21 protein-coding genes are annotated in these 18,550 nt (G+C 41.5%); 8 read left to right on the top strand and 13 right to left on the bottom strand.

Annotated elements, in window-relative coordinates; all coding sequences use genetic code 11:
- Window positions 1-53 precede the first annotated feature (53 nt).
- The 5 genes from ispZ (at window position 54) to PCRYO_RS10120 (ending at window position 4,466) form a co-directional block, all read left to right on the top strand.
- On the top strand, window positions 54-605 hold the full coding sequence (gene ispZ, locus PCRYO_RS10100; RefSeq protein WP_011514294.1) for a septation protein IspZ: 552 nt from the start codon (window positions 54-56) through the stop codon (window positions 603-605).
- Window positions 606-760: 155 nt separating this feature from the next.
- Window positions 761-1,090: a YciI family protein gene (locus tag PCRYO_RS10105; RefSeq protein WP_011514295.1), complete on the top strand. Its 330-nt coding sequence runs from the start codon at window positions 761-763 to the stop codon at window positions 1,088-1,090.
- Complete coding sequence (locus PCRYO_RS10110; RefSeq protein ID WP_011514296.1) at window positions 1,087-1,581, top strand: hypothetical protein; 495 nt, start codon at window positions 1,087-1,089, stop codon at window positions 1,579-1,581. The genes PCRYO_RS10105 and PCRYO_RS10110 overlap by 4 nt, the downstream gene beginning before the upstream one ends.
- A 99-nt stretch (window positions 1,582-1,680) precedes the next feature.
- On the top strand, window positions 1,681-3,774 hold the full coding sequence (locus PCRYO_RS10115) for a bifunctional tRNA (5-methylaminomethyl-2-thiouridine)(34)-methyltransferase MnmD/FAD-dependent 5-carboxymethylaminomethyl-2-thiouridine(34) oxidoreductase MnmC (RefSeq protein WP_011514297.1): 2,094 nt from the start codon (window positions 1,681-1,683) through the stop codon (window positions 3,772-3,774).
- Window positions 3,775-3,833: 59 nt separating this feature from the next.
- Window positions 3,834-4,466, top strand: coding sequence for a hypothetical protein (locus tag PCRYO_RS10120; protein WP_041753218.1), 633 nt, complete (start codon window positions 3,834-3,836; stop codon window positions 4,464-4,466).
- A gap of 116 nt (window positions 4,467-4,582) precedes the next feature.
- Here the strand turns inward: PCRYO_RS10120 and PCRYO_RS10125 are convergent, their stop codons facing one another.
- From PCRYO_RS10125 to ffh, 7 genes are all read right to left on the bottom strand, one after another.
- Window positions 4,583-5,257: a DUF4112 domain-containing protein gene (locus PCRYO_RS10125; protein ID WP_011514299.1), complete on the bottom strand. Its 675-nt coding sequence runs from the start codon at window positions 5,255-5,257 to the stop codon at window positions 4,583-4,585.
- Window positions 5,250-6,173 (bottom strand): 4-hydroxybenzoate octaprenyltransferase, encoded by a 924-nt coding sequence (gene ubiA, locus PCRYO_RS10130; protein ID WP_011514300.1) that lies wholly within the window; start codon window positions 6,171-6,173, stop codon window positions 5,250-5,252. The genes PCRYO_RS10125 and ubiA overlap by 8 nt, the downstream gene beginning before the upstream one ends.
- 180 nt (window positions 6,174-6,353) lie before the next feature.
- Window positions 6,354-6,593: a hypothetical protein gene (locus PCRYO_RS10135; protein ID WP_011514301.1), complete on the bottom strand. Its 240-nt coding sequence runs from the start codon at window positions 6,591-6,593 to the stop codon at window positions 6,354-6,356.
- A 40-nt stretch (window positions 6,594-6,633) separates the two neighbouring features.
- Window positions 6,634-7,524 carry a class I SAM-dependent methyltransferase gene (locus PCRYO_RS10140; protein ID WP_011514302.1) on the bottom strand — a complete coding sequence of 297 codons (891 nt, stop codon included), beginning with the start codon at window positions 7,522-7,524 and terminating at the stop codon, window positions 6,634-6,636.
- 67 nt (window positions 7,525-7,591) lie between these two features.
- A complete protein-coding gene (locus PCRYO_RS10145) occupies window positions 7,592-8,434 on the bottom strand; it encodes an undecaprenyl-diphosphate phosphatase (RefSeq protein ID WP_011514303.1) in 843 nt (280 codons plus the stop codon).
- A 126-nt stretch (window positions 8,435-8,560) separates the two neighbouring features.
- On the bottom strand, window positions 8,561-9,244 hold the full coding sequence (tsaB, locus tag PCRYO_RS10150; RefSeq protein WP_011514304.1) for a tRNA (adenosine(37)-N6)-threonylcarbamoyltransferase complex dimerization subunit type 1 TsaB: 684 nt from the start codon (window positions 9,242-9,244) through the stop codon (window positions 8,561-8,563).
- 198 nt (window positions 9,245-9,442) lie between these two features.
- Window positions 9,443-10,990: a signal recognition particle protein gene (ffh, locus tag PCRYO_RS10155; RefSeq protein ID WP_011514305.1), complete on the bottom strand. Its 1,548-nt coding sequence runs from the start codon at window positions 10,988-10,990 to the stop codon at window positions 9,443-9,445.
- A gap of 233 nt (window positions 10,991-11,223) precedes the next feature.
- Between ffh and PCRYO_RS10160 the strand changes: the two genes are divergently transcribed.
- Entirely contained in the window at window positions 11,224-12,030 is an 807-nt protein-coding gene (locus tag PCRYO_RS10160) for a cytochrome C assembly family protein (protein ID WP_011514306.1), read from the top strand.
- Between the two features lie 121 nt (window positions 12,031-12,151).
- On the opposite strand, the gene purU is transcribed toward PCRYO_RS10160, so the two are convergent.
- Both purU and PCRYO_RS10170 read right to left on the bottom strand, forming a co-directional pair.
- Entirely contained in the window at window positions 12,152-13,030 is an 879-nt protein-coding gene (purU, locus tag PCRYO_RS10165) for a formyltetrahydrofolate deformylase (protein WP_406626823.1), read from the bottom strand.
- A gap of 229 nt (window positions 13,031-13,259) precedes the next feature.
- Complete coding sequence (locus PCRYO_RS10170) at window positions 13,260-15,263, bottom strand: Ig-like protein (protein WP_011514308.1); 2,004 nt, start codon at window positions 15,261-15,263, stop codon at window positions 13,260-13,262.
- Between the two features lie 484 nt (window positions 15,264-15,747).
- On the opposite strand from PCRYO_RS10170, the gene rpmB reads away from it, so the two are divergent.
- Together rpmB and rpmG are read left to right on the top strand one after the other, a co-directional pair.
- The gene (gene rpmB, locus PCRYO_RS10175) at window positions 15,748-15,984 is read left to right on the top strand and encodes a 50S ribosomal protein L28 (protein WP_011280972.1); all 237 of its coding nucleotides are present in this window, start codon (window positions 15,748-15,750) and stop codon (window positions 15,982-15,984) included.
- A 165-nt stretch (window positions 15,985-16,149) separates the two neighbouring features.
- A complete protein-coding gene (rpmG, locus tag PCRYO_RS10180; protein ID WP_010201403.1) occupies window positions 16,150-16,305 on the top strand; it encodes a 50S ribosomal protein L33 in 156 nt (51 codons plus the stop codon).
- A 118-nt stretch (window positions 16,306-16,423) separates the two neighbouring features.
- On the opposite strand, the gene PCRYO_RS10185 is transcribed toward rpmG, so the two are convergent.
- The 4 genes from PCRYO_RS10185 to rpe form a co-directional block, all read right to left on the bottom strand.
- On the bottom strand, window positions 16,424-16,735 hold the full coding sequence (locus tag PCRYO_RS10185) for a hypothetical protein (RefSeq protein ID WP_011514309.1): 312 nt from the start codon (window positions 16,733-16,735) through the stop codon (window positions 16,424-16,426).
- Window positions 16,736-16,936: 201 nt separating this feature from the next.
- Window positions 16,937-17,248 carry a hypothetical protein gene (locus PCRYO_RS10190; protein WP_011514310.1) on the bottom strand — a complete coding sequence of 104 codons (312 nt, stop codon included), beginning with the start codon at window positions 17,246-17,248 and terminating at the stop codon, window positions 16,937-16,939.
- 121 nt (window positions 17,249-17,369) lie between these two features.
- Window positions 17,370-17,714, bottom strand: coding sequence for a hypothetical protein (locus PCRYO_RS10195; RefSeq protein WP_011514311.1), 345 nt, complete (start codon window positions 17,712-17,714; stop codon window positions 17,370-17,372).
- Between the two features lie 105 nt (window positions 17,715-17,819).
- Window positions 17,820-18,509, bottom strand: coding sequence for a ribulose-phosphate 3-epimerase (rpe, locus tag PCRYO_RS10200; RefSeq protein WP_011514312.1), 690 nt, complete (start codon window positions 18,507-18,509; stop codon window positions 17,820-17,822).
- Between the last annotated feature and the right edge of the window lie 41 nt (window positions 18,510-18,550).

Here is an 18,550-nt window from a genome sequence, read left to right on the forward strand (position 1 = left end):
CGCAGTAGACGTGTAAACTAGCGCATACGTTTTAGTTGGACATTTTATTTGCTATGAAAGCCTTATTAGACTTCATTCCTTTGATCGCGTTTTTTATTGCTGCTCGTTACAATGGTATTTTGGCAGCAGCTGGCGCATTGCTCGTTGCCACTATCATCGTCTATGCGATTCACTTTGTGCGTCAAAAGGGCAAGTTCGACAAACAGCAATGGGTTGTCTTATTGTTAACTATCGTTTTTTGCGGTGGTACCCTGCTGTTGCGTGACGATATTTACTTGCGCTGGAAATCACCGATTATTAACGGTATTTTTGCGCTAACGCTGTTGGTCAGTGCCGCAATCAATAAACCTTTGATGCAATTGGCAATGAAAGATGTTTTTTCGCTCACGATGAGTGGTTGGAAAAAACTGACCATTGCTTGGGCATTGTTTTTTGCGATGATGGCTGTCCTACATTATATCACGGCATTTACCATGTCTGATGAAGCTTGGATTAACTTTAAAACTTATGGCTGGATTCCGCTGATGCTGGTATTCGTAGTTGCTCAGTTTTTGTTATTGAAAAAGCATCTGAACCCTGCATTAACGGATAAGTCAGCTAAATAAAAGTTAAATAGCAGCTGATAACTTAGTAGTAGATATTTTGTTATCTCTGAATGCCAATGATAACTATAATGCCTTGTAAAGTCTGATAAGGCAAAATGACGCATGATAGTTATTGATTCTAACGCTCTATTTTTATTATTAATTGGGGAAGCAACATGTCTTTATTCGCCATTATCGGTCATGACGTAGCAGGCAGTAGCGCGCAACGTCAGCTGACACGCCCAGAGCACGTTGAGCGCTTACAAGTATTGAATCGTGAGCAGCGCTTGATTATCGCAGGACCAACACCGATTGAACATGGTAAAAGCGAGATGTCAGGCAGCCTGATTATCGCGGACTTTGACTCGCTTGAGGCAGCTCAAAACTGGGCAAGCGCTGAGCCGTATTTGCGTGACGGTGTCTACAGTCATGTCGATATCAAGCCATTTATTCAAGCGTTACCAGCAGTGAATGTCAGCACAACAAATGAGGTAGCATCATCGTGATTCAGCGGTTACTCTCATTAAAAAGTCGTAAAAATGGTCTTGCAAGTACTGCTTTTGCGGGCATAGTATCGATTACTGCCCTGTCAATGTCAGTACATGCAGCGCCAACACTGACTACTCAAACCGAGCCCGCAGCAGGGATTGTGCCAGCACTAATTGCAGCTAACAACGCTCCTCAATCGAGCGACCCTCAAACAACTGCTCCGGTCATAGAAATGGCTACCGCAGCAAAGCCTGCTACCGATATTAACGATACCTTGGCGGCACAGCTGCAACCATCAAACAAAGCTTTATCAGCTGCCAACCAAGAATTACTAAGCCGTAATGCCCAGCTACAACGCCAAGTCAATGATTTGCAGACGCAAGCAAACGTCTTGGTTTATGAAAGTCAAGGTCAATTATTTTTATATGGTGCATTTACTGTTTTGCTTAGCCTATTGGTCGGTATTTTCATCTCATGGCTGGTATTTGTTCGCCGTGAACGCTGGTAGTTGCATTTTTATCGATTGAAATCATCTATTGGATTGATGTCTACTGATTTGATGCTCCACTTCCTACTTGCTTGACCATTGTGGGGTTGATAAATAATTATGCCCAAACCAGCTTCTATGGCTATGAATACAACCAAAAGCACGACACCGGCACATGTTATCTCTCCAGCCAACATTGAGTGGCAAACTGATGACGCTGGTAATGAAGTGCCAGTATCAGGTGAGTTTGGCGATGCCTATTTTTCGCAAGCAGATGGTTTAGCAGAATCTCACCATGTATTTTTGGCACATAATCAGCTGCCCACGCGATTGGCAAACCTTATTCCTAAGCAATGCTTTACGATCTACGAACTAGGTTTTGGTACAGGACTTAATTTACTCGCGACTTGGCAGTTGTGGCGACAGCTTCGATTAACACATCCGCACTTAGCAAGCGCCCGTTTGCACTTTATTACTACCGAAAAACACCCCGTCCCCTTTAGTGACTTAGCAAAGATACTTGCCCCACTGGGACAACGTACACCTGAACTGGCACTGTTGATTGAGCAACTTTTAACCAGTTATCCTCCTCTTATCGCTGGTTGTCATCGGCTAGATTTTATTGATGATAATTTAACCCTTGATATTTGGCTAGGTGATGCTAATGATAGCTTAGCAAGTTTAGATAGTACAGTAGCTACTCAGCGTCCGTACATCAATGCCTGGTTTCTAGATGGGTTTGCGCCTTCTTGCAATGAGATCTTATGGACAGAGCGTATCTTTAGCCACATGCAACGCCTATCACGTGCTGGCACGACTGCTGCTACCTATAGCTGTGCAGGTATCATCAAACGTGGATTACAGTCGCAGGGTTTTGTCATTAAAAAGAGCAAAGTGCTTGGGTCTAAGCGTGAGATGCTCACGGCCGTTATGAGCGAGATGTCATCTTTAGATAAGCCTATTTCAACCTTATCTAATAAGGTGACTTTGTCCAACTATCCTAATAATGCAGTCGTTATCGGTGCTGGTGTGGCAGGACTACTGACTGCATGGTCACTTGCCAATCGTGGTATAAGCGTGACAGTGCTCGATAAAGACGCACCGCTGGCTGGTGCATCCGGTAATCCGCGTGCCCTACTCGCCCCGAATATGACGCCTATTCATCATGTTTATGAGCATCTGCATTCTATTGGTTATTTATACAGTGGTCGATTATATCGATACTTTAATCAGCAAGCTGCTATCCAAAAATCGCCGCTGATACTTGAGCAGACCGGCACATTAGACTTATTGGTAAAAACTAATATTGGTACGGAGCAGATTTTAGATTATCCAGATACTATGGCAACCACTATTAGCCCCGAAAAAGCACAGGATATCAGTGGTTTAAAAGATAAAGACTTAGCTCATAATTTGTATATGCCGCAGGCTGGTTTGGTCAATCCACAAGCCTTACAAACTGTTATTCTTGCGCACCCCAATATCACCTATCAGCAGCTCAATATTATTAATATTAAGGAAACCGAGAACAGTATCATTTTGACAGGTTCTAAAGAGGATGAAAATGCGAGCCAAGCCTCTTTGACTATCACAGCTGACCATGTTGTGATTTGCGCGGCTTATGAAAGCCATCAATTGGATAAACGTATCGTTAAGTGCCGGACGATTCGCGGGCAACTGTCTTGGTTTACACCAACTGCGCAGCAACTGACTCAATTGCCTAAATTGCCGCTCAAATACAGTGGCTACTGTGCGCCATTTATTGGACAGAGCGGTGATGCGGAACTGAACCATATTAGCGAAAATCAGCCACAGTTTTTACTTGGTGCAAGCTTTATCGATGGCGATACCAATATCGATGTCCGAGATGAAGAAAATCAGCAAAATTATGACAAGTTGATTGAAGATATGCCTGAATTAAGCAGCGTCTTGCCAAATGATATCAGTACATGGCATGCGCGTGCTGGCATTCGTACTCAAACGATGGATTATCATCCTTTGGTCGGATTACTTGCACAGAGTCAGCGTTTATGGAGCATGTCAGCAATGGGTGCAAAAGGTTATGCGATTGCACCTATATGTGCCGAAGCCTTAGCAGATATGATGTTAGGCTGTTTTACACCTTTATCTGCCGCTATGTTGGCGCGCCTATCGCCCAATCGGGCGCGGCTACATAAAGTACATAAGCATAAAACACGTCAAGCAGTAATTTAGGTTCAGTACCTTAGCTATATGCCTAATTATGACCCTCACTAATGGATAGCTGTCTTATTATGAAAACTCTTCCCTCTACCTTTACCTTTACCTTTATAAAATCAAAACCATATTTTCAGGCTGTATCTGCCATTTTTTTAAGCTTATCACTGTTGATTGCCTGCAAAAAAACACCAGAGCATGAGACAGCTAATGAAACAACCACAGAACTAACAACTCAAACGACACCTGTGACTTCCAACATTAATGCACCCAATGTTGCTGATGATATTAAAACCAACGCGTCTGCTGCGAATCCAGAACAAGATGTGAACTTAACGGAGCTAGAGGATAATATTGGCACAACGGATACCTCTGTCATTGCCCCTGCTCCAGCGCCCAATCCAGAGCAAGCCATTAAAGGCGCGCAAATCACTGACGTTAAATATCGAAATGCCTCAGGCGAATCATTATCAGTCGTTTTTGAGACTTCAGCAGCGGGCATGCTTAATGCCATCATCACCTTACCGAACAAACCTAAAATGACCTTGAGCGCGCCTGAGGGTCAAGGTAATAATCCTACCTATCGCTCAAGCGATGGCAATGTTCAGCTAGTTAGTCATGCTGGCGGTGGTACGGTAGATTTTATTCAAAATAATAAAATGACAAGCTTTGATGCCATTAGTGCCGATGCAGAAGTGATTACTGAGTAAGCTTTATAAGTATAAAAATATGTCGTAAAGTTAGTGGAAATGGCAATAAAAAAGGCTGCAAACGTTGATATCGTTGCTGCCTTTTTTATTGCCTAACTGACCTATTTTTCTATTATTTAACCAAATCCAGTAGTTTTACCAAACAGACTCACCAGCCAGCTCATCAATGACCACAAACCCCAACCGATAATGACAATGACAATGAGCCCCAACATATCAGGAATATGCAGATACAGCCAAGCAACTATTGGATTGCGCCAAAAAGCGCCAAAACGACTTTGCTGCTTATCTTCAAGTGATTGATGCAAAAACGGTCGATCGATATGGATGGTTTCGGTGATGCCATATTCGTTTTGTAGATGCTCATGCACGATGCCTAAGGTCTTACGACTAGGACGAATAAAGATGTCAAGCAGCGTCCCGATACCCGGTACGATACCAACCACCATATCAATCAGTGCCAATCTAACAGCGGGCGTCATTTTATGTGCGGGTACACCGAGCTGACGACCCAATATAAATGCGTAACTTGTTAATGCCAGACCTGCTAAATCTCCTGCCAGCGGAATGGTCGAAAGCGCAGCATCTGCGCCCATGCCTTGCTTGGTGAAAGGCATACGTACGAGCGAATCCATGGTATTGGCAAATTTTGCCAATTTACGCTCCGTCTCAATCACCTGCTCACGCGTCAAACCATTCTCAGCCAATCTTGCCTCATAATCTATCTTAGAAGCACTATGCGCAGATGATTTCTTGGTCTTTAGTCTCGAAAATTTATTGAGCTTATCCATTAAAAGTCGTCCAGATACAAGCGATGGCTATAAGAACAAAAACGTAACGTCCTACCCATATATTGGCTAAAAATGCTTTAAAACAAGCCAAAGCATTACGACTGGCACACGCACTGTTTTGCTTAGCAAACATCATCGCGACTAACGCCAAGCCAAAGACTGGCGTAATACCTAAACTGGTCGGCGCAAAATAATGCCACATGACTGCGCCCATGATAACTAAAAACAACGTCTGTAGTAACGAGATGATAATCACATCATAACGATCAAATAATATCGCGGTTGATTTAACCCCTATCTTTATATCATCCTCTCGGTCAGCCATTGCATATTGAGTATCATAAGCAACTGTCCAACACATATAAGCAAGGAATAACAACCAACACCAGATATCAGGCGCGCCTTGTATCGCGACATATGCCATCGGTATCGCCCAGCCGAAAGCCGCTGCCAAAAACACTTGCGGCAAATGCGTATAACGTTTCATAAATGGATAAATAAACGCCAATATGACGGCACCAAACGACCAATAGAATACTTGAATGGGTAAAAACAGAAGCAAACTTGCACTTAATAATACTAATACTAAAAAAGCTGCAATGGCCTCTTTAGCAGACAGACGTCCATCAGCTAACGGACGACCTTTAGTACGGCTTACGTGACCATCGACTTTACGGTCAGCAAAATCATTAATCGCACAGCCTGCTGCCCGCATCAATATCGCTCCAAGGGCAAAAATCACAAAGATACTTAAACTGGGTAGCCCTGCCGTAATGCCTGCACCTTGTTGCTGCGCCTGCCCCATCGCAGCGAATAATACACCCCATAATGTTGGCCATAGTAGCAGTTCAATACCTACTGGCTTATCAAAACGTGTCAGCTGAATATAAGCTTGTAGCTTGTCGTTAAATGTCATGGCGTTTTAATTATCATGGATAGAAAATAGTAAATAATGATTTGGGTGTATAGCAATTTAGTACATAGAACTTGGCGTACGCTATAGTGAGTTCAATATAAAAGAGTTACTTTTAGAATAGCAGTACTGCATTCTTTTTAAATTGAATCGACTATACTTTTTTTGATACTAATAATGTCACTAAACTTGTTGCCACATCTTATTGGCTTCAATGAGTGATAGCTCGGGATATTGCTTGCGTAAGGCTTTAATCGCAGCAACTTTCTCTTTTTGTGCAGCTTGCTGGCGTAAAAATGCCAATTGCTCTTTAGGATTACTTAACTCTTTTAGACGTGCTTCAAGGCGCAAGATTCTGGTACGCAGCATAATATTGATTAACAATAACGCCGCACCCATCACCCAAATGATTAATACAGACATTCCCTGCTCCTAAATTTATAAGCTGTCTTATTTGATATTATTAAACGAAATAACCGTCAAAACGTACTGCTTCATTATTCCAGCTTTCACTTGGCTGTTGATCAGCAAGTGACGGCGCAAATTGTGGACGCTTAACGATGACGCGACCTTGTTTTTGACCGTTTTGACTGACAACGGCTTGTGCAGATTGTAGTAATTGCTGCTCTTCATCTAACGTTGGCGGATGCGCTAATTGATGCAACGCTTGCATATGCTTACCGACTTTCGCGCCCTTCCCCGTCTTACTATCTTGATAACTGTCTTCTGGAAACATAGGGTCAAGATATATCACATCAATGGCTTGCTCGTTACCATTCCCTAGATAGTTATTAAACCTTGCAAAATAAGTGAGCGCATCGGTATTAATAATCTGCAAACGTGACATCAGCTTTTGCCAATTTGGCAGCGTACTCATACGCAGCTGCTCTACAAGTAACAATAACGCCATCAATGGCTGCTGCTCAAGCATGGTAACTTGTGCACCAGTACTCGCCAGTATCAGACTATCATGCCCAAAACCAGCAGTTGCATCAATGACCTCACTATCTGCGGTCAATTTCGCTGCTTGTAATAAAAGCTCCGACTTACGCCCTGCACTGACTACGCGCCGCTGCAGTTTATCCCATTCGGGGGCAACGCTTAACCCCTCACTCAACCATGAAAGTTTATCTTTTTCATCCAACAGCAATATAGGTTGGGTAACTATCTGACTTAACTGCTGGCGACGTTTTTGATTTAATTTCTCTGTCACCAGTTCAGCATTCAAAATAATGGGTAGCTTATGCTTAGCTATGAGTGCCTGCAAACTCTCGACTTGACTTGCCTGCGTTTCATTAACATAAAGTAGTTGGCAGCTTATATCAGCAGTCAGCACTTGCTTCAAATTGGTCATGACTGCCATTCCTTTTTAATACTTATAACATCATGAATCTCTATTAAAAACCATTCCATCATGAAGTTTAGCCTGCCATCTGATAACCAAAACCCCAAGCAGCTATTAAAACCAATACACCAGTGATAATACGCAACCATGCAAAGATTTTAAAGTCACGGCGACTGACCCAAGCGACCAATAAGCGAATACAAAGCAAGGCGATGATAAATGATACGACAGTACCAATGCCTAGCACTAACCAATCTTCGCTACTGGTTAAAACGTCACGATGCTTAATAAAATCTAGTAGAGCCGCACCAATAATGACTGGAATACCCAAGAAGAATGAAAATTCAGCGGAAGCTTTACGTGAGACACCAAGCCACAGTGCACCAATAATCGTCGCACCTGAGCGTGATGTACCGGGTATCAATGCCAAACATTGCAGCAAACCTATCATCAAAGCTGTTTTTAGGCTAACGTCTTCTGCTTCTTCTGCAATAATGGCTTTCGGGCGATTTTCAACATAAAAGATCAGCAAACCGCCGATAATCAGCATAATCGCAACGACGATAGGATTGAATAAATAGGCTTTAATCTCGTCAGCAAAAGTAAAACCAACAATCATCACTGGAATAGTGGCGACAATTAAGCTAAGTCCCAGCTGACGAGGATTACTCATCCCTTCTGCTTTACCCGTCAGCAAACCCATCAGTGCCTGCCAGAGTCTGCCCCAATAGTCATATATGACCGCTAAAATAGCGCCAAACTGCACCACCACCACAAACAAATCGACTTTTTCTTTGGTCCAAAAACCCATCAAATCAGCGGATAAAATTAAATATCCTGTGCTCGAGATGGGCAAAAACTCAGTGATACCTTCAACGATACCCATGATGACAGCTTGAATTAATAAAATAATATCCACAAAATTATTCCTAAGAAATTCCGAAAACAGTAAAGGCGTTTGTTTTATATTGTTATATTCATAATACTGTTATTGTCGCGTGCGAAACTTGAGAGCTTTATAAGCACTGAATATAGAAAGGTTACACTAAGCCTTACCTTGTTCTTTGAGCGTTTTCCACGCTTGATTGCGTAAGTATTTCGGTAAAGCTTGCGCTGCTTCTGTTCCGCCATTGACCATAAACTGAGCCATACCCAGTTGTCCTATCACAGTCGCATCAGGATGGATATCAGCATGAATAATCTGACCGTCATGCAAAGTTAATAAACCAGCACCATTGCCAACGATAGGAATATTGAGCACTGTCTGGCTATCATAATCAAGTAGCTGCTCAGTATCTTCGCCATTGTCTTGATTAACCGCCTGCATAATATTGTCTATTAGAGCATATTGCCCAAAATATACCTGCTGCATACGCGCATCAAGGGCACTATATACTGAGCTTAAACTCTGTTGCTGATACGCCGCTTGCGCAATCGCCTGTAAGCTAGAAACACCCACACAAGGAATATCATGCGCGACAGATAGCGCCTGTACCACTGCCGTATTGATTCGTATACCACTAAAGGCACCAGGACCACGATTAAAGATAAGCGCTTGTATGTCAGCCAGTTTTAGCTGCGCCTCAGATAATGCCGCGTCAATCATCGGTAAGATTTGCTGGGTCTGCTGGCGCTTACCTGTCTCGGTATGACTCGATAACGCTTGACCGCTGGCATCTAAAATGGCGATCGAACACTGATCGAACACGGTATCCATTGCTAAAAACATCATAACCTCGGCTTATTCTCTTGACATCGTAAAACAGCGCCTATCATAGCATTTAGGAAAGATTAATTGACTCACTTTCTATATTTTTCATGCATTCTTTGTGAGAATTCACTCAAATATTCAAAATATGAAAAAACCTCAAAACTCATTTAGCTTTGAGGTTTTTATTATCAATATTTCCCAGTAGCACTAAATCATTTAAAAACGTGTTTTAAACTTCTTCGGCGCTTGGTTTTGTAGCTCTTGCATCTGTTTTTGCATCTCTTCAGTGCTAGGCATATTATTTGGGTCAAGTCCCATCTGCTTTGCCATTTGCTGTGGGTTCACATCTTTAACACCACCTTGCTGACCGCCACCGCCGAATAATGGACCGCCGCCGCCTGCTCCACCGCCGCCGCCCATCAACCCTTGCATCGATTTCATCATTTTACTGATGCCTTCTGGCTTTGAAATCATTTTCATCATTTTTGCCATTTGCTTGTGCTGCTTGAGCAAACGATTGACGTCTTGAATCTCACGACCTGAGCCTGCAGCAATACGGCGCTTACGACTTGGATTGATTTTATCAGGATTTTTGCGCTCAAATGGTGTCATCGAATTGATCAGTGCTTCCATCTCACGCACTTTTTCTTCAGGCTTAGCATCTTCGACCGCTTTTTGCATATCCGAGCCACCCATACCTGGCATCTTATCTAAGAAGCCCGCCATACCGCCCATGCTTTTCATTTGCTGAAACTGGGTCAATAGATCTTCAAGGTCGAACTCGCCGCCCTTTTGCATCTTTTTCGCCATTTTTTCGGCTTTATCACGGTCAATCTTTTGCTCAACTTCTTCAACCAGACTTAAGACGTCACCCATACCAAGAATACGCTGGGCAATACGTTCAGGATGGAATAGCTCTAGCGCATCTAGTTTCTCACCGCGACCCAAGAATTTAATTGGCTTACCTGTGATGGCGCGTACAGAAAGCGCCGCACCGCCACGAGCATCGCCGTCAGTCTTGGTCAAAATAACGCCCGTTAATGGCAGCGCATCGTTAAAGGCTTTGGCAGTATTTGCCGCATCCTGACCAGTCATCGCATCAACAACAAACAGTGTCTCAGAAGGATTGACCGCAGCGGTTAACGCCTTGATTTCATCCATCATGGTTTCATCAATAGCCAAACGACCAGCTGTATCAATAATCAAGATATCTTGATATTGGATTTTAGCTTCTTCGATAGCACGCAAGGCGATATCAATCGGGTTTTCGTCGCTACTTGAATTGACGAACTTGGCATTTACTTGTCCAGCGACTTGCTCAAGCTGGGCAATCGCTGCGGGACGGTAAACGTCAGCAGATACCAGCATGACTTTTTTCTTATGACGTTCTTGTAAGAACTTGGCCAATTTACCGGCAGTAGTAGTTTTACCAGCACCTTGCAGACCCGCTAGCAGATAAATAACCGGCGGCTTACCTGTCATCTCAAGCTGCTGATTGGCACTGCCCATCATTTCAGTCAGCTCGTCATGGACGATTTTGACAAATGCCTGTCCTGGTGCTAATTCTTTAAGCACTTCAGCGCCAAGCGCTTGCTCTTTGACACGCTTCACAAAATCACGAGTGACTGGCAATGCCACATCGGCTTCCAGCAGCGCCATACGTACTTCACGTAAAGTGTCTTTGATATTGTCTTCGGTCAATTGCCCCGTGCCTGCGATATTGCGCAGACTAGACGACAATCGTTCTGTTAAGGTATCAAACATAAATAACTCTCAGTTAAAATAATTCTAGATTAAGCTTAACTCTTCATAAATAAAAGAGTTGATAAATACTATTAGGGTATGCGATCGCAGGTATTCAAGCTCAATTGCTAAGCATTTATCAGGAATACATAAGACGGTGCTCAATTGAGTGCCATTTTATGATAAATTGGGTAATTATTCTAATAATACCACTTTAGCATGAAATTAAGCGCGTATTTTGCGCGCATTATGAGATGAGGTTTTATATCTTGCAACTTGCATTTTTACTTGCTGCGATGGCTTATTTCTTAGTCAGCATCTATATTGGTTGGGCGCTGATTCAAGATAGACCTATCCATAAAGGCCCAAGCTTAGGCTTATTATTTGTGGGCATGTTGGCACACGCAGGGCTACTTTATCCACACATAGTCACACTCTATGGGCTAAATTTCAATCTGTTTAATATCATCAGCTTGATCAGCTTATTCTTTTTGTTTTTTTACGTCATGTTTTCTCTGTATCGACCTATTGTCAGTCTGGGTATCCTCGCGGCACCGACTGCTCTTGTAGGTATGCTAATCGGCTATACTGGACGCGCGCCGTATCGTCCGATTACGGATATTAGCATTGGGCTTGAGTCTCATATCTTGCTGTCGCTTGCCGCATATTGTGTGCTGCTGATGGCAGCGGTACAAGCGCTATTTTTGCGACTACAAATACGTGAGCTCAAGCATCAATCGATTCACCGCTTTTGGGTCAACAAGCTGCCGTCTCTTCAAAGCATGGAGAGCCTATTATTCGATATGCTATTGGTCGGCTTTGTCCTGCTTAGTATCGCACTGGGTATTGGCTTTATTTACGTAGACGACTTGATGGCGCAGCATCTTGTGCACAAAACAGCCTTTAGCCTGATGTCTTGGCTACTGTTTGGCGCGTTACTTATCGGTAATTGGCGTGCTGGATGGCGCGGAAAACGTGCCGCTAATATGACTATCTATGCTTTTATTTTATTAGCGATTGGCTTTGTCGGTAGCAAGTTTGTATTAGAGATGCTGTTATAGAACCAGTTCCACAGTAGTAATATAGTAAAAAGCTGCGAGTATTAAATAATAATACTCGCAGCTTTTTTATTAAATATCTTTTAATACTCTGTTCTAAATTTCAAACCACTCTAATGAAAACCTAATTAAATACTACCGTCTTATTCCCTGCGACAATCACGCGATTTTGTACATGCCAATTGACTGCGCGTGCCAATACATTACGCTCGATATCACGACCAATAGCGCGCAGTTCAGTGACACCTTGACGATGGGTGACGCGGTGCACATCTTGCTCAATGATAGGTCCTTGATCGAGCTCAGCAGTCACATAATGGGCAGTTGCGCCAATCAATTTCACCCCTTTATCATAAGCTTGACGATAAGGGTCAGCACCGACGAACGCAGGCAAGAACGAATGATGAATATTGATAATCTGCATCGGCCAGCGCTTAACAAAGTCTGACGACAATATCTGCATATAGCGCGCTAGCACCAATAAATCATTACCCGCCATCAATGTATGGATCTTCTCTTCTGCGTCTACTTTATTATCTTTGGTCACTGGAACGTGATGAAAAGCAATACCAAAGTTTTCTACGGATTGGCGTAAAACAATATGATTACTTACCACGCAGGTAATATCGCAATCGAGCAAGCCGCGCTGATGACGCCATAGTAAGTCTAATAAGGCATGATCAAATTTAGATACCAAGATACCAACTTTGGTCTTAATCGCATTGTCATGTAAGCGCCATTCCATACTGTGGCGTTTGGCAACGGTATGCGCAAAGCTGGCTTCAAAGTTATCGATAATCTCACTCAATCCTGCTAAAGCGAACTCTAAACGCATAAAGTATTGACCGCCTTCATGGGCCGTTGAGTACTGATCTAACGTAATGATATTGCCGCCATAGCGATGAATAAACTCAGATACGGCTTGTACGATACCGGCTTGGTCACGGCATTTAATCAATAGGGTCGCTGTAGCAGTAATAGTAGGAATCTCTTTAGGTGTCATTTGAAGTGACGTTTTTGGTGAAGCAATCGTTGCGGTGTCTGACATAGTACGCTCAATTAAAAATAAAACTTGCTGCTTACTTTGAATATAGCTAACAGCATAGGAAACCGACTATTCTAATCGTTTTTGCAAGAATTTGCTGATTGAGTTGGTTGTATTTGGTTATTGGGATTATAAATACAAAAACCCCCAACGCGAGGGTTGGGGGTTTTTGTATTTATAATTAATACTATCTAGAACTAGAACAGTTTAATTCAGTGCCAAAAGGGCTATTAGTATTTGGACGTAACGGTATACTAATATCAATATCATCTACTGAAGCTGGAAAATCAATCACTCTTGATTGTTGTGATTCGCTCCCATCTACTCGAGTATTCACGGTAACCTTAGCTCTGTACCAGTTTGCATATTGTTTAGGATAACGTATTGAAAAATCAACTCTACCAGTATTATCTGTTGTAAAGTTCTGATTAGGTTCAACCTCCTGACCGCCTTCTAAAAGTACTGCTGCTACGTTTATAGGGTCTAAACGTCCATTCCCGTTAGTATCCTCGCCTTCATCTAGAATACCATTATTATTTAAATCTTCATTTTCACAGGTAACATCATTTCTGCCCCAAGACTTATTTCCAGAAATATCATTAATGATTTCAAAAAAGCCTTTAAGGTAGGTGTCAGGATTTAAATTAATAGTAACTTGCTGGTTAATAGCAGGCTTACCTGTGCTGTTTAGGACACTGATTGATCCTTTTCGGAAATAATATATCTCACTAGAATCAGTAGAAACTTTATCCGCAAAAGCAAAGCTAATAAAGGTGGATTTAGTTTGAACAGTAATTGATGAATTAGCTATTGGCACACTTACTGGTTTTTCCTTACCGTCTGGTAATTTGACAGCTTGTACTTCTGCCTTAATTATTACTCCATTTATACTAGTCGGGCTCTGTCCTGCATTATAAGTTACCATAGCAATACCATTACTATTAGTATACGCAACCCCTTTACTTATACTACCAGCCGATGAATCATTGATCACAGTAAATTGCACAATGGCATTTTTTACTGGTGTATCATCTTTATCAAAAACTTTGGCAGTGACTTGCGTAGAGTCGCCAACATTAATAACCGCACGATCAGTTTGTAGAATCAGCTTAGTCGCTTCAGTTGACACAAAGTTTAATATAGTTTCTTTAGTTTCATTACCATATTGAGCACTAATAGTCGCATTACCAGGTACTTTTGAATCAATATAAAAGTCTACTTTTTTATTATTTACCGTAGATGTAATGCGAGAGTTGCCTTGATTACTAACATTAGTAGTAAAAAGTTCACCTTTGTTAGTTGATATAGTTACAGTATCCCCATCCACAGCACTTGGAACGTTTAATGTCATTTTCTTCCTATTTCCAACAATAATATCAGGTGTTTCCGAAAAGCTCAGACTTGAGCTGGTCGTAGATACTACTGTTAGAATATCAGGGATACGTTGACTAATCTTAATTCCTTTAACTTCTATACTGAACAGATAGTTATTGTTCACTGCCACTAAATCAGAAGCTTTTAAGTCAAAAGTAAAATTACCATTATTATCCAGTTTTCCAGTTCCGGCTTGTTTGTCATTACTGTATAAAATAACGTCTGTATTAGTAACAGGCGTTGCAGTCCCATCTAAAACCCTTCCCGACACGCTAAAGTTTTCTGAGGTAGTCACTATGTTCTTAGTTGATAAAACATTAATAGCGTTAGTACCAGAAACTATAATTGGCATTGTTTGTTTGACAGTACTATTATTCTTAATAAACACAGTCAATAGAGTTTCATGATCCAACTGAGAGTCAATATCTGCTTTACCTTGAATTAATTTAACAGTAACTAGTCCATTATCATCAGTAACCTGTTCGGATGGTTTGTCTAAAGATAATCCATACAATCTAGCGTCAGCAATACCTATGACAACAGGTACTCCAGCGACGATACCACCATTCTTATCGGTTACCCTAATATTTACAACAGTCTCATCTTTGCCTGTTAACAGCTGAGTTTTATCAGATGATATATATACTTCAGTCGCACTAGCTGAAGAGTCATCTGGGTTTTGATTGCCATTTCCATTTTCTAATACTGGCGGTAGTGAATCTACGCCATCTCCACCACCACAACCAGCCAGTGCCAATGCGCAGGTTAAAAAGGTGAGCTGAAATAATTTAGAGGTAGGTAATGAAGAATATGACATATTTGGAACTCCGCAGCGGCAATCATTTATATAAGTAAACAGGCAAAATCATTACACGGCATCCTAATAGATTGGTAATGATACATACATTTACAATAATGCCAATATTATTAACAGATTGTATTAGATATATAACTGAGACTTTACTGACTTTTGTCATAACTTACAACTAAAAAGTGAATCCTTATTATTAAATAATCAATAACATAGGGCGCTCATTTCAGGGTATAATAGCTACCCTTTAAACCAACAACTATCACAAAAATATTTGAGTATTCATTACTTTTATGGTATAAATGTCGGCTTTAAAATTTTCTGATTTGGTTTGCCTGTTATTTGCCTTTAGATGACAGTAAATCAGCTCAACCTTCATATAGTTTTGTTTGGTGCAAAGCTGCCGCTTGCTGTGTCCATGCCGCAAATACGTGCAACTTGCCCAGACTGGTATGAGAAAAACTCATACCTCATAGATTAGGAGTTCGCCATGTCTAGAGTTTGCCAAGTGACTGGAAAGCGCCCTATGGTGGGTAATAATGTTTCGCACGCAAACAACAAAACCCGTCGTCGCTTTCTACCAAACCTTCACAACCATCGTTTTTGGGTAGAGTCTGAAAATCGTTTTGTACGTCTACGTGTGTCTACCAAAGGTATGCGCATCATTGACAAATTGGGTATCGATAAAGTGCTAGTAGATCTACGCGCACAAGGTCAAAAAGTTTAAGTAAATATTGGCAGCCTAATTTATTGATGAATGTCGCTATTTAGGCTGCTGCTATGCTGAATATTTACCAGCTCATATATTTATGACTGGATACTATCTACAGCCACTTAATACTTTAGACCCATACCTATCGATTTAAGACCGCTCATTTACAGGAAAGCCATCATGAGAGATAAAATTAAATTAGTATCAACTGCTGGTACTGGGTATTACTATACCACTACCAAAAACAAGCGCACTATGCCTGGCAAAATGGAAATCAAAAAATTTGATCCAAAAGTACGTCAGCATGTGATCTTTAAAGAAGCAAAAATCAAATAATCTCCATTTTTATAAATGGTTTTGTTTGAACAAAAAAAGGGTTTATCAATTGATAAACCCTTTTTTATTGTCGTTATTTAGACTGACTACTATTTATTTGCTATTGATTCATACATCATTAACTATAGTGCGTCGGCTCTTTGTCATAGACATGTGCATGCCATTGACTCATCTGCTTTTGCATAATCACTTGGATTGCAGCATGAATCATATGCTGCCCGATCGCTTGGGTATCACTACCTAATATCTCTTTTAACTTATCAGAAAAATCAATGGTCATAAGCGGCGCATCGTCTTGTTCAGCATCACGTAAGAGCAATTTGCCATCGTCTGCTTCTACCAGCTCAAGGGTCGTCTCTTTGGCAAACCCTGCAAACTGATCGGTACTGTCATTATCTACTTCAATCTCATTATCGATATCGTATGGCATTCATTGTATCCTTATTATCCCGATTTATACCTGTAAAAAACGCGCTGATTCCACTTACTAAAGCTACTGTCTTACAGTCATGCGGGCAAAACTATCTTATTCATACAATGGACGCTTTGGCGCTATAATTCAAGGGCTGTTCTATAAGTCTTTTGCACAACTCAGGTTCGATAGTCTTAGTTTTATAGAAATTAGCAGCGTTTAACGCCAGTAACGCAGTTTTGCTAGGGTAAATAAGAAAGCAACAAACATACCCAGATAGTACATGAGCTTTAACTCTAATGTTGGATCGCGATATTTGAACGGTAACGCTACTGTCGCAGTCGCGGTTGGCAGTATCAATAACATGAGCAGCCAGTTTTCAAAGACGTGTAGCCAACCTTGTAAATCAGTTCCATGACGAAGCGAAGACAGACCTAGCAGCAGACAGGCAATAATTAAGCTGGTAAATAAACCGTTTGGTAAGTCTTTTGGATAAATAATATTGGCAATACTGGTCGGTATGATTCTCATGTAGAATTCCAGTCAAGCTTATAGAGCATGACTTAACGGTGAAAAAGTGTATCAAAAAACAACTTATAAAAATATTACAATGTTATCTTTATTAAGGAGCTTTATCTCTACTAATAAAAATTTAACTATAAGTACCCATTAACCACAGCATTGAGATACAAGAGGTCAAATACCCCAAACTAATGGCATTCCAGCTCTCTATATGCATATCTTTAACCTTGTTAAGTAGGCGTGAACCTAGCCAAAATAAAAGGGGAATGCCTAGCATAAATGCGGGTACGATCACCGCCGCGTGGCGTAATACTTCACCGGCATCTTCACCAACCATCAGGCGAAAGCCATAACCTGCCAGACTCAGAACAAGGGCGAACATGGCTAAGCCAATAGTAATACCTTTTGGCACTAAGCTACGTGATTGCAAGTCTTGCTGGGACTCGGCTCGATGTTTTGCATTTTGCATATTCATATTTTACCTTTAGCTGACATGTCGCTTAATATACTCAGTCATACAGCGGCTATTAATAATAGGTAACTTTACTATTTAATAGTAAATAACTTACTATATGGGGCGTTACTCCCCATTTGCCAAGGCAAGCTCTGCACGCATGGCATCGATTGCTGCTTTATAATCTTCTTGATTAAATATCGCTGAACCGGCGACGAACATATCAGCACCTGCTTCGGCAATGGCGCGGATATTACTGGCTTTGATACCGCCATCTACTTCTAATCTAATATCACGACCGCTAGTAATGATACGCTGACGTACTTGGCGAACCTTTTCTAGCGTCCCTTCAATAAATGACTGACCACCGTAGCCAGGATTGACACTCATCAGTAGGACCTGATCCACTTTATCCATGACATAGTCTAAATAATGCAATGGTGTTGCTGGATTCAATACCAAACCACACTCAGCGCCGCCATCTTTAATCAACTGCAAAGAGCGATCGATATGCGAGCTTGCTTCCGGATGAAATGTGATGATGCTGGCACCTGCCTCTAAGAACTGCTCAATCATACTATCAACAGGGCTAACCATTAGATGCACGTCAATTGGTGCATCAATCCCATAATCACGCAGTGCCTTACAAATCATGCTACCAAACGTCAAATTGGGTACATAATGGTTGTCCATCACATCAAAATGGATGACATCAGCACCAGACGCCAATACACGTTCTACTTCTTCGCCTAATTTGGCAAAGTCAGCAGATAATATGGAAGGGGCGATTAGATACGGCTTAGAGGGACTGATCATAATTGAGCTACCTAATGGATATTTGACTAAGGATTTAATAT

Source organism: Psychrobacter cryohalolentis K5 (assembly GCF_000013905.1).
Classification (GTDB): domain Bacteria; phylum Pseudomonadota; class Gammaproteobacteria; order Pseudomonadales; family Moraxellaceae; genus Psychrobacter; species Psychrobacter cryohalolentis.

Coding starts and splice junctions, on each gene's coding strand:
- ispZ (WP_011514294.1), top strand. CDS start 54: ATGAAAGCCTTATTAGACTTCATTCCTTTGATCGCGTTTTTTATTGCT.
- PCRYO_RS10105 (WP_011514295.1), top strand. CDS start 761: ATGTCTTTATTCGCCATTATCGGTCATGACGTAGCAGGCAGTAGCGCG.
- PCRYO_RS10115 (WP_011514297.1), top strand. CDS start 1,681: ATGCCCAAACCAGCTTCTATGGCTATGAATACAACCAAAAGCACGACA.
- PCRYO_RS10120 (WP_041753218.1), top strand. CDS start 3,834: ATGAAAACTCTTCCCTCTACCTTTACCTTTACCTTTATAAAATCAAAA.
- PCRYO_RS10125 (WP_011514299.1), bottom strand. CDS start 5,257: ATGGATAAGCTCAATAAATTTTCGAGACTAAAGACCAAGAAATCATCT.
- ubiA (WP_011514300.1), bottom strand. CDS start 6,173: ATGACATTTAACGACAAGCTACAAGCTTATATTCAGCTGACACGTTTT.
- PCRYO_RS10135 (WP_011514301.1), bottom strand. CDS start 6,593: ATGTCTGTATTAATCATTTGGGTGATGGGTGCGGCGTTATTGTTAATC.
- PCRYO_RS10140 (WP_011514302.1), bottom strand. CDS start 7,524: ATGACCAATTTGAAGCAAGTGCTGACTGCTGATATAAGCTGCCAACTA.
- tsaB (WP_011514304.1), bottom strand. CDS start 9,244: ATGTTTTTAGCAATGGATACCGTGTTCGATCAGTGTTCGATCGCCATT.
- ffh (WP_011514305.1), bottom strand. CDS start 10,990: ATGTTTGATACCTTAACAGAACGATTGTCGTCTAGTCTGCGCAATATC.
- PCRYO_RS10160 (WP_011514306.1), top strand. CDS start 11,224: ATGAGGTTTTATATCTTGCAACTTGCATTTTTACTTGCTGCGATGGCT.
- purU (WP_406626823.1), bottom strand. CDS start 13,030: ATGACACCTAAAGAGATTCCTACTATTACTGCTACAGCGACCCTATTG.
- PCRYO_RS10170 (WP_011514308.1), bottom strand. CDS start 15,263: ATGTCATATTCTTCATTACCTACCTCTAAATTATTTCAGCTCACCTTT.
- rpmB (WP_011280972.1), top strand. CDS start 15,748: ATGTCTAGAGTTTGCCAAGTGACTGGAAAGCGCCCTATGGTGGGTAAT.
- rpmG (WP_010201403.1), top strand. CDS start 16,150: ATGAGAGATAAAATTAAATTAGTATCAACTGCTGGTACTGGGTATTAC.
- PCRYO_RS10185 (WP_011514309.1), bottom strand. CDS start 16,735: ATGCCATACGATATCGATAATGAGATTGAAGTAGATAATGACAGTACC.
- PCRYO_RS10190 (WP_011514310.1), bottom strand. CDS start 17,248: ATGAGAATCATACCGACCAGTATTGCCAATATTATTTATCCAAAAGAC.
- PCRYO_RS10195 (WP_011514311.1), bottom strand. CDS start 17,714: ATGAATATGCAAAATGCAAAACATCGAGCCGAGTCCCAGCAAGACTTG.
- rpe (WP_011514312.1), bottom strand. CDS start 18,509: ATGATCAGTCCCTCTAAGCCGTATCTAATCGCCCCTTCCATATTATCT.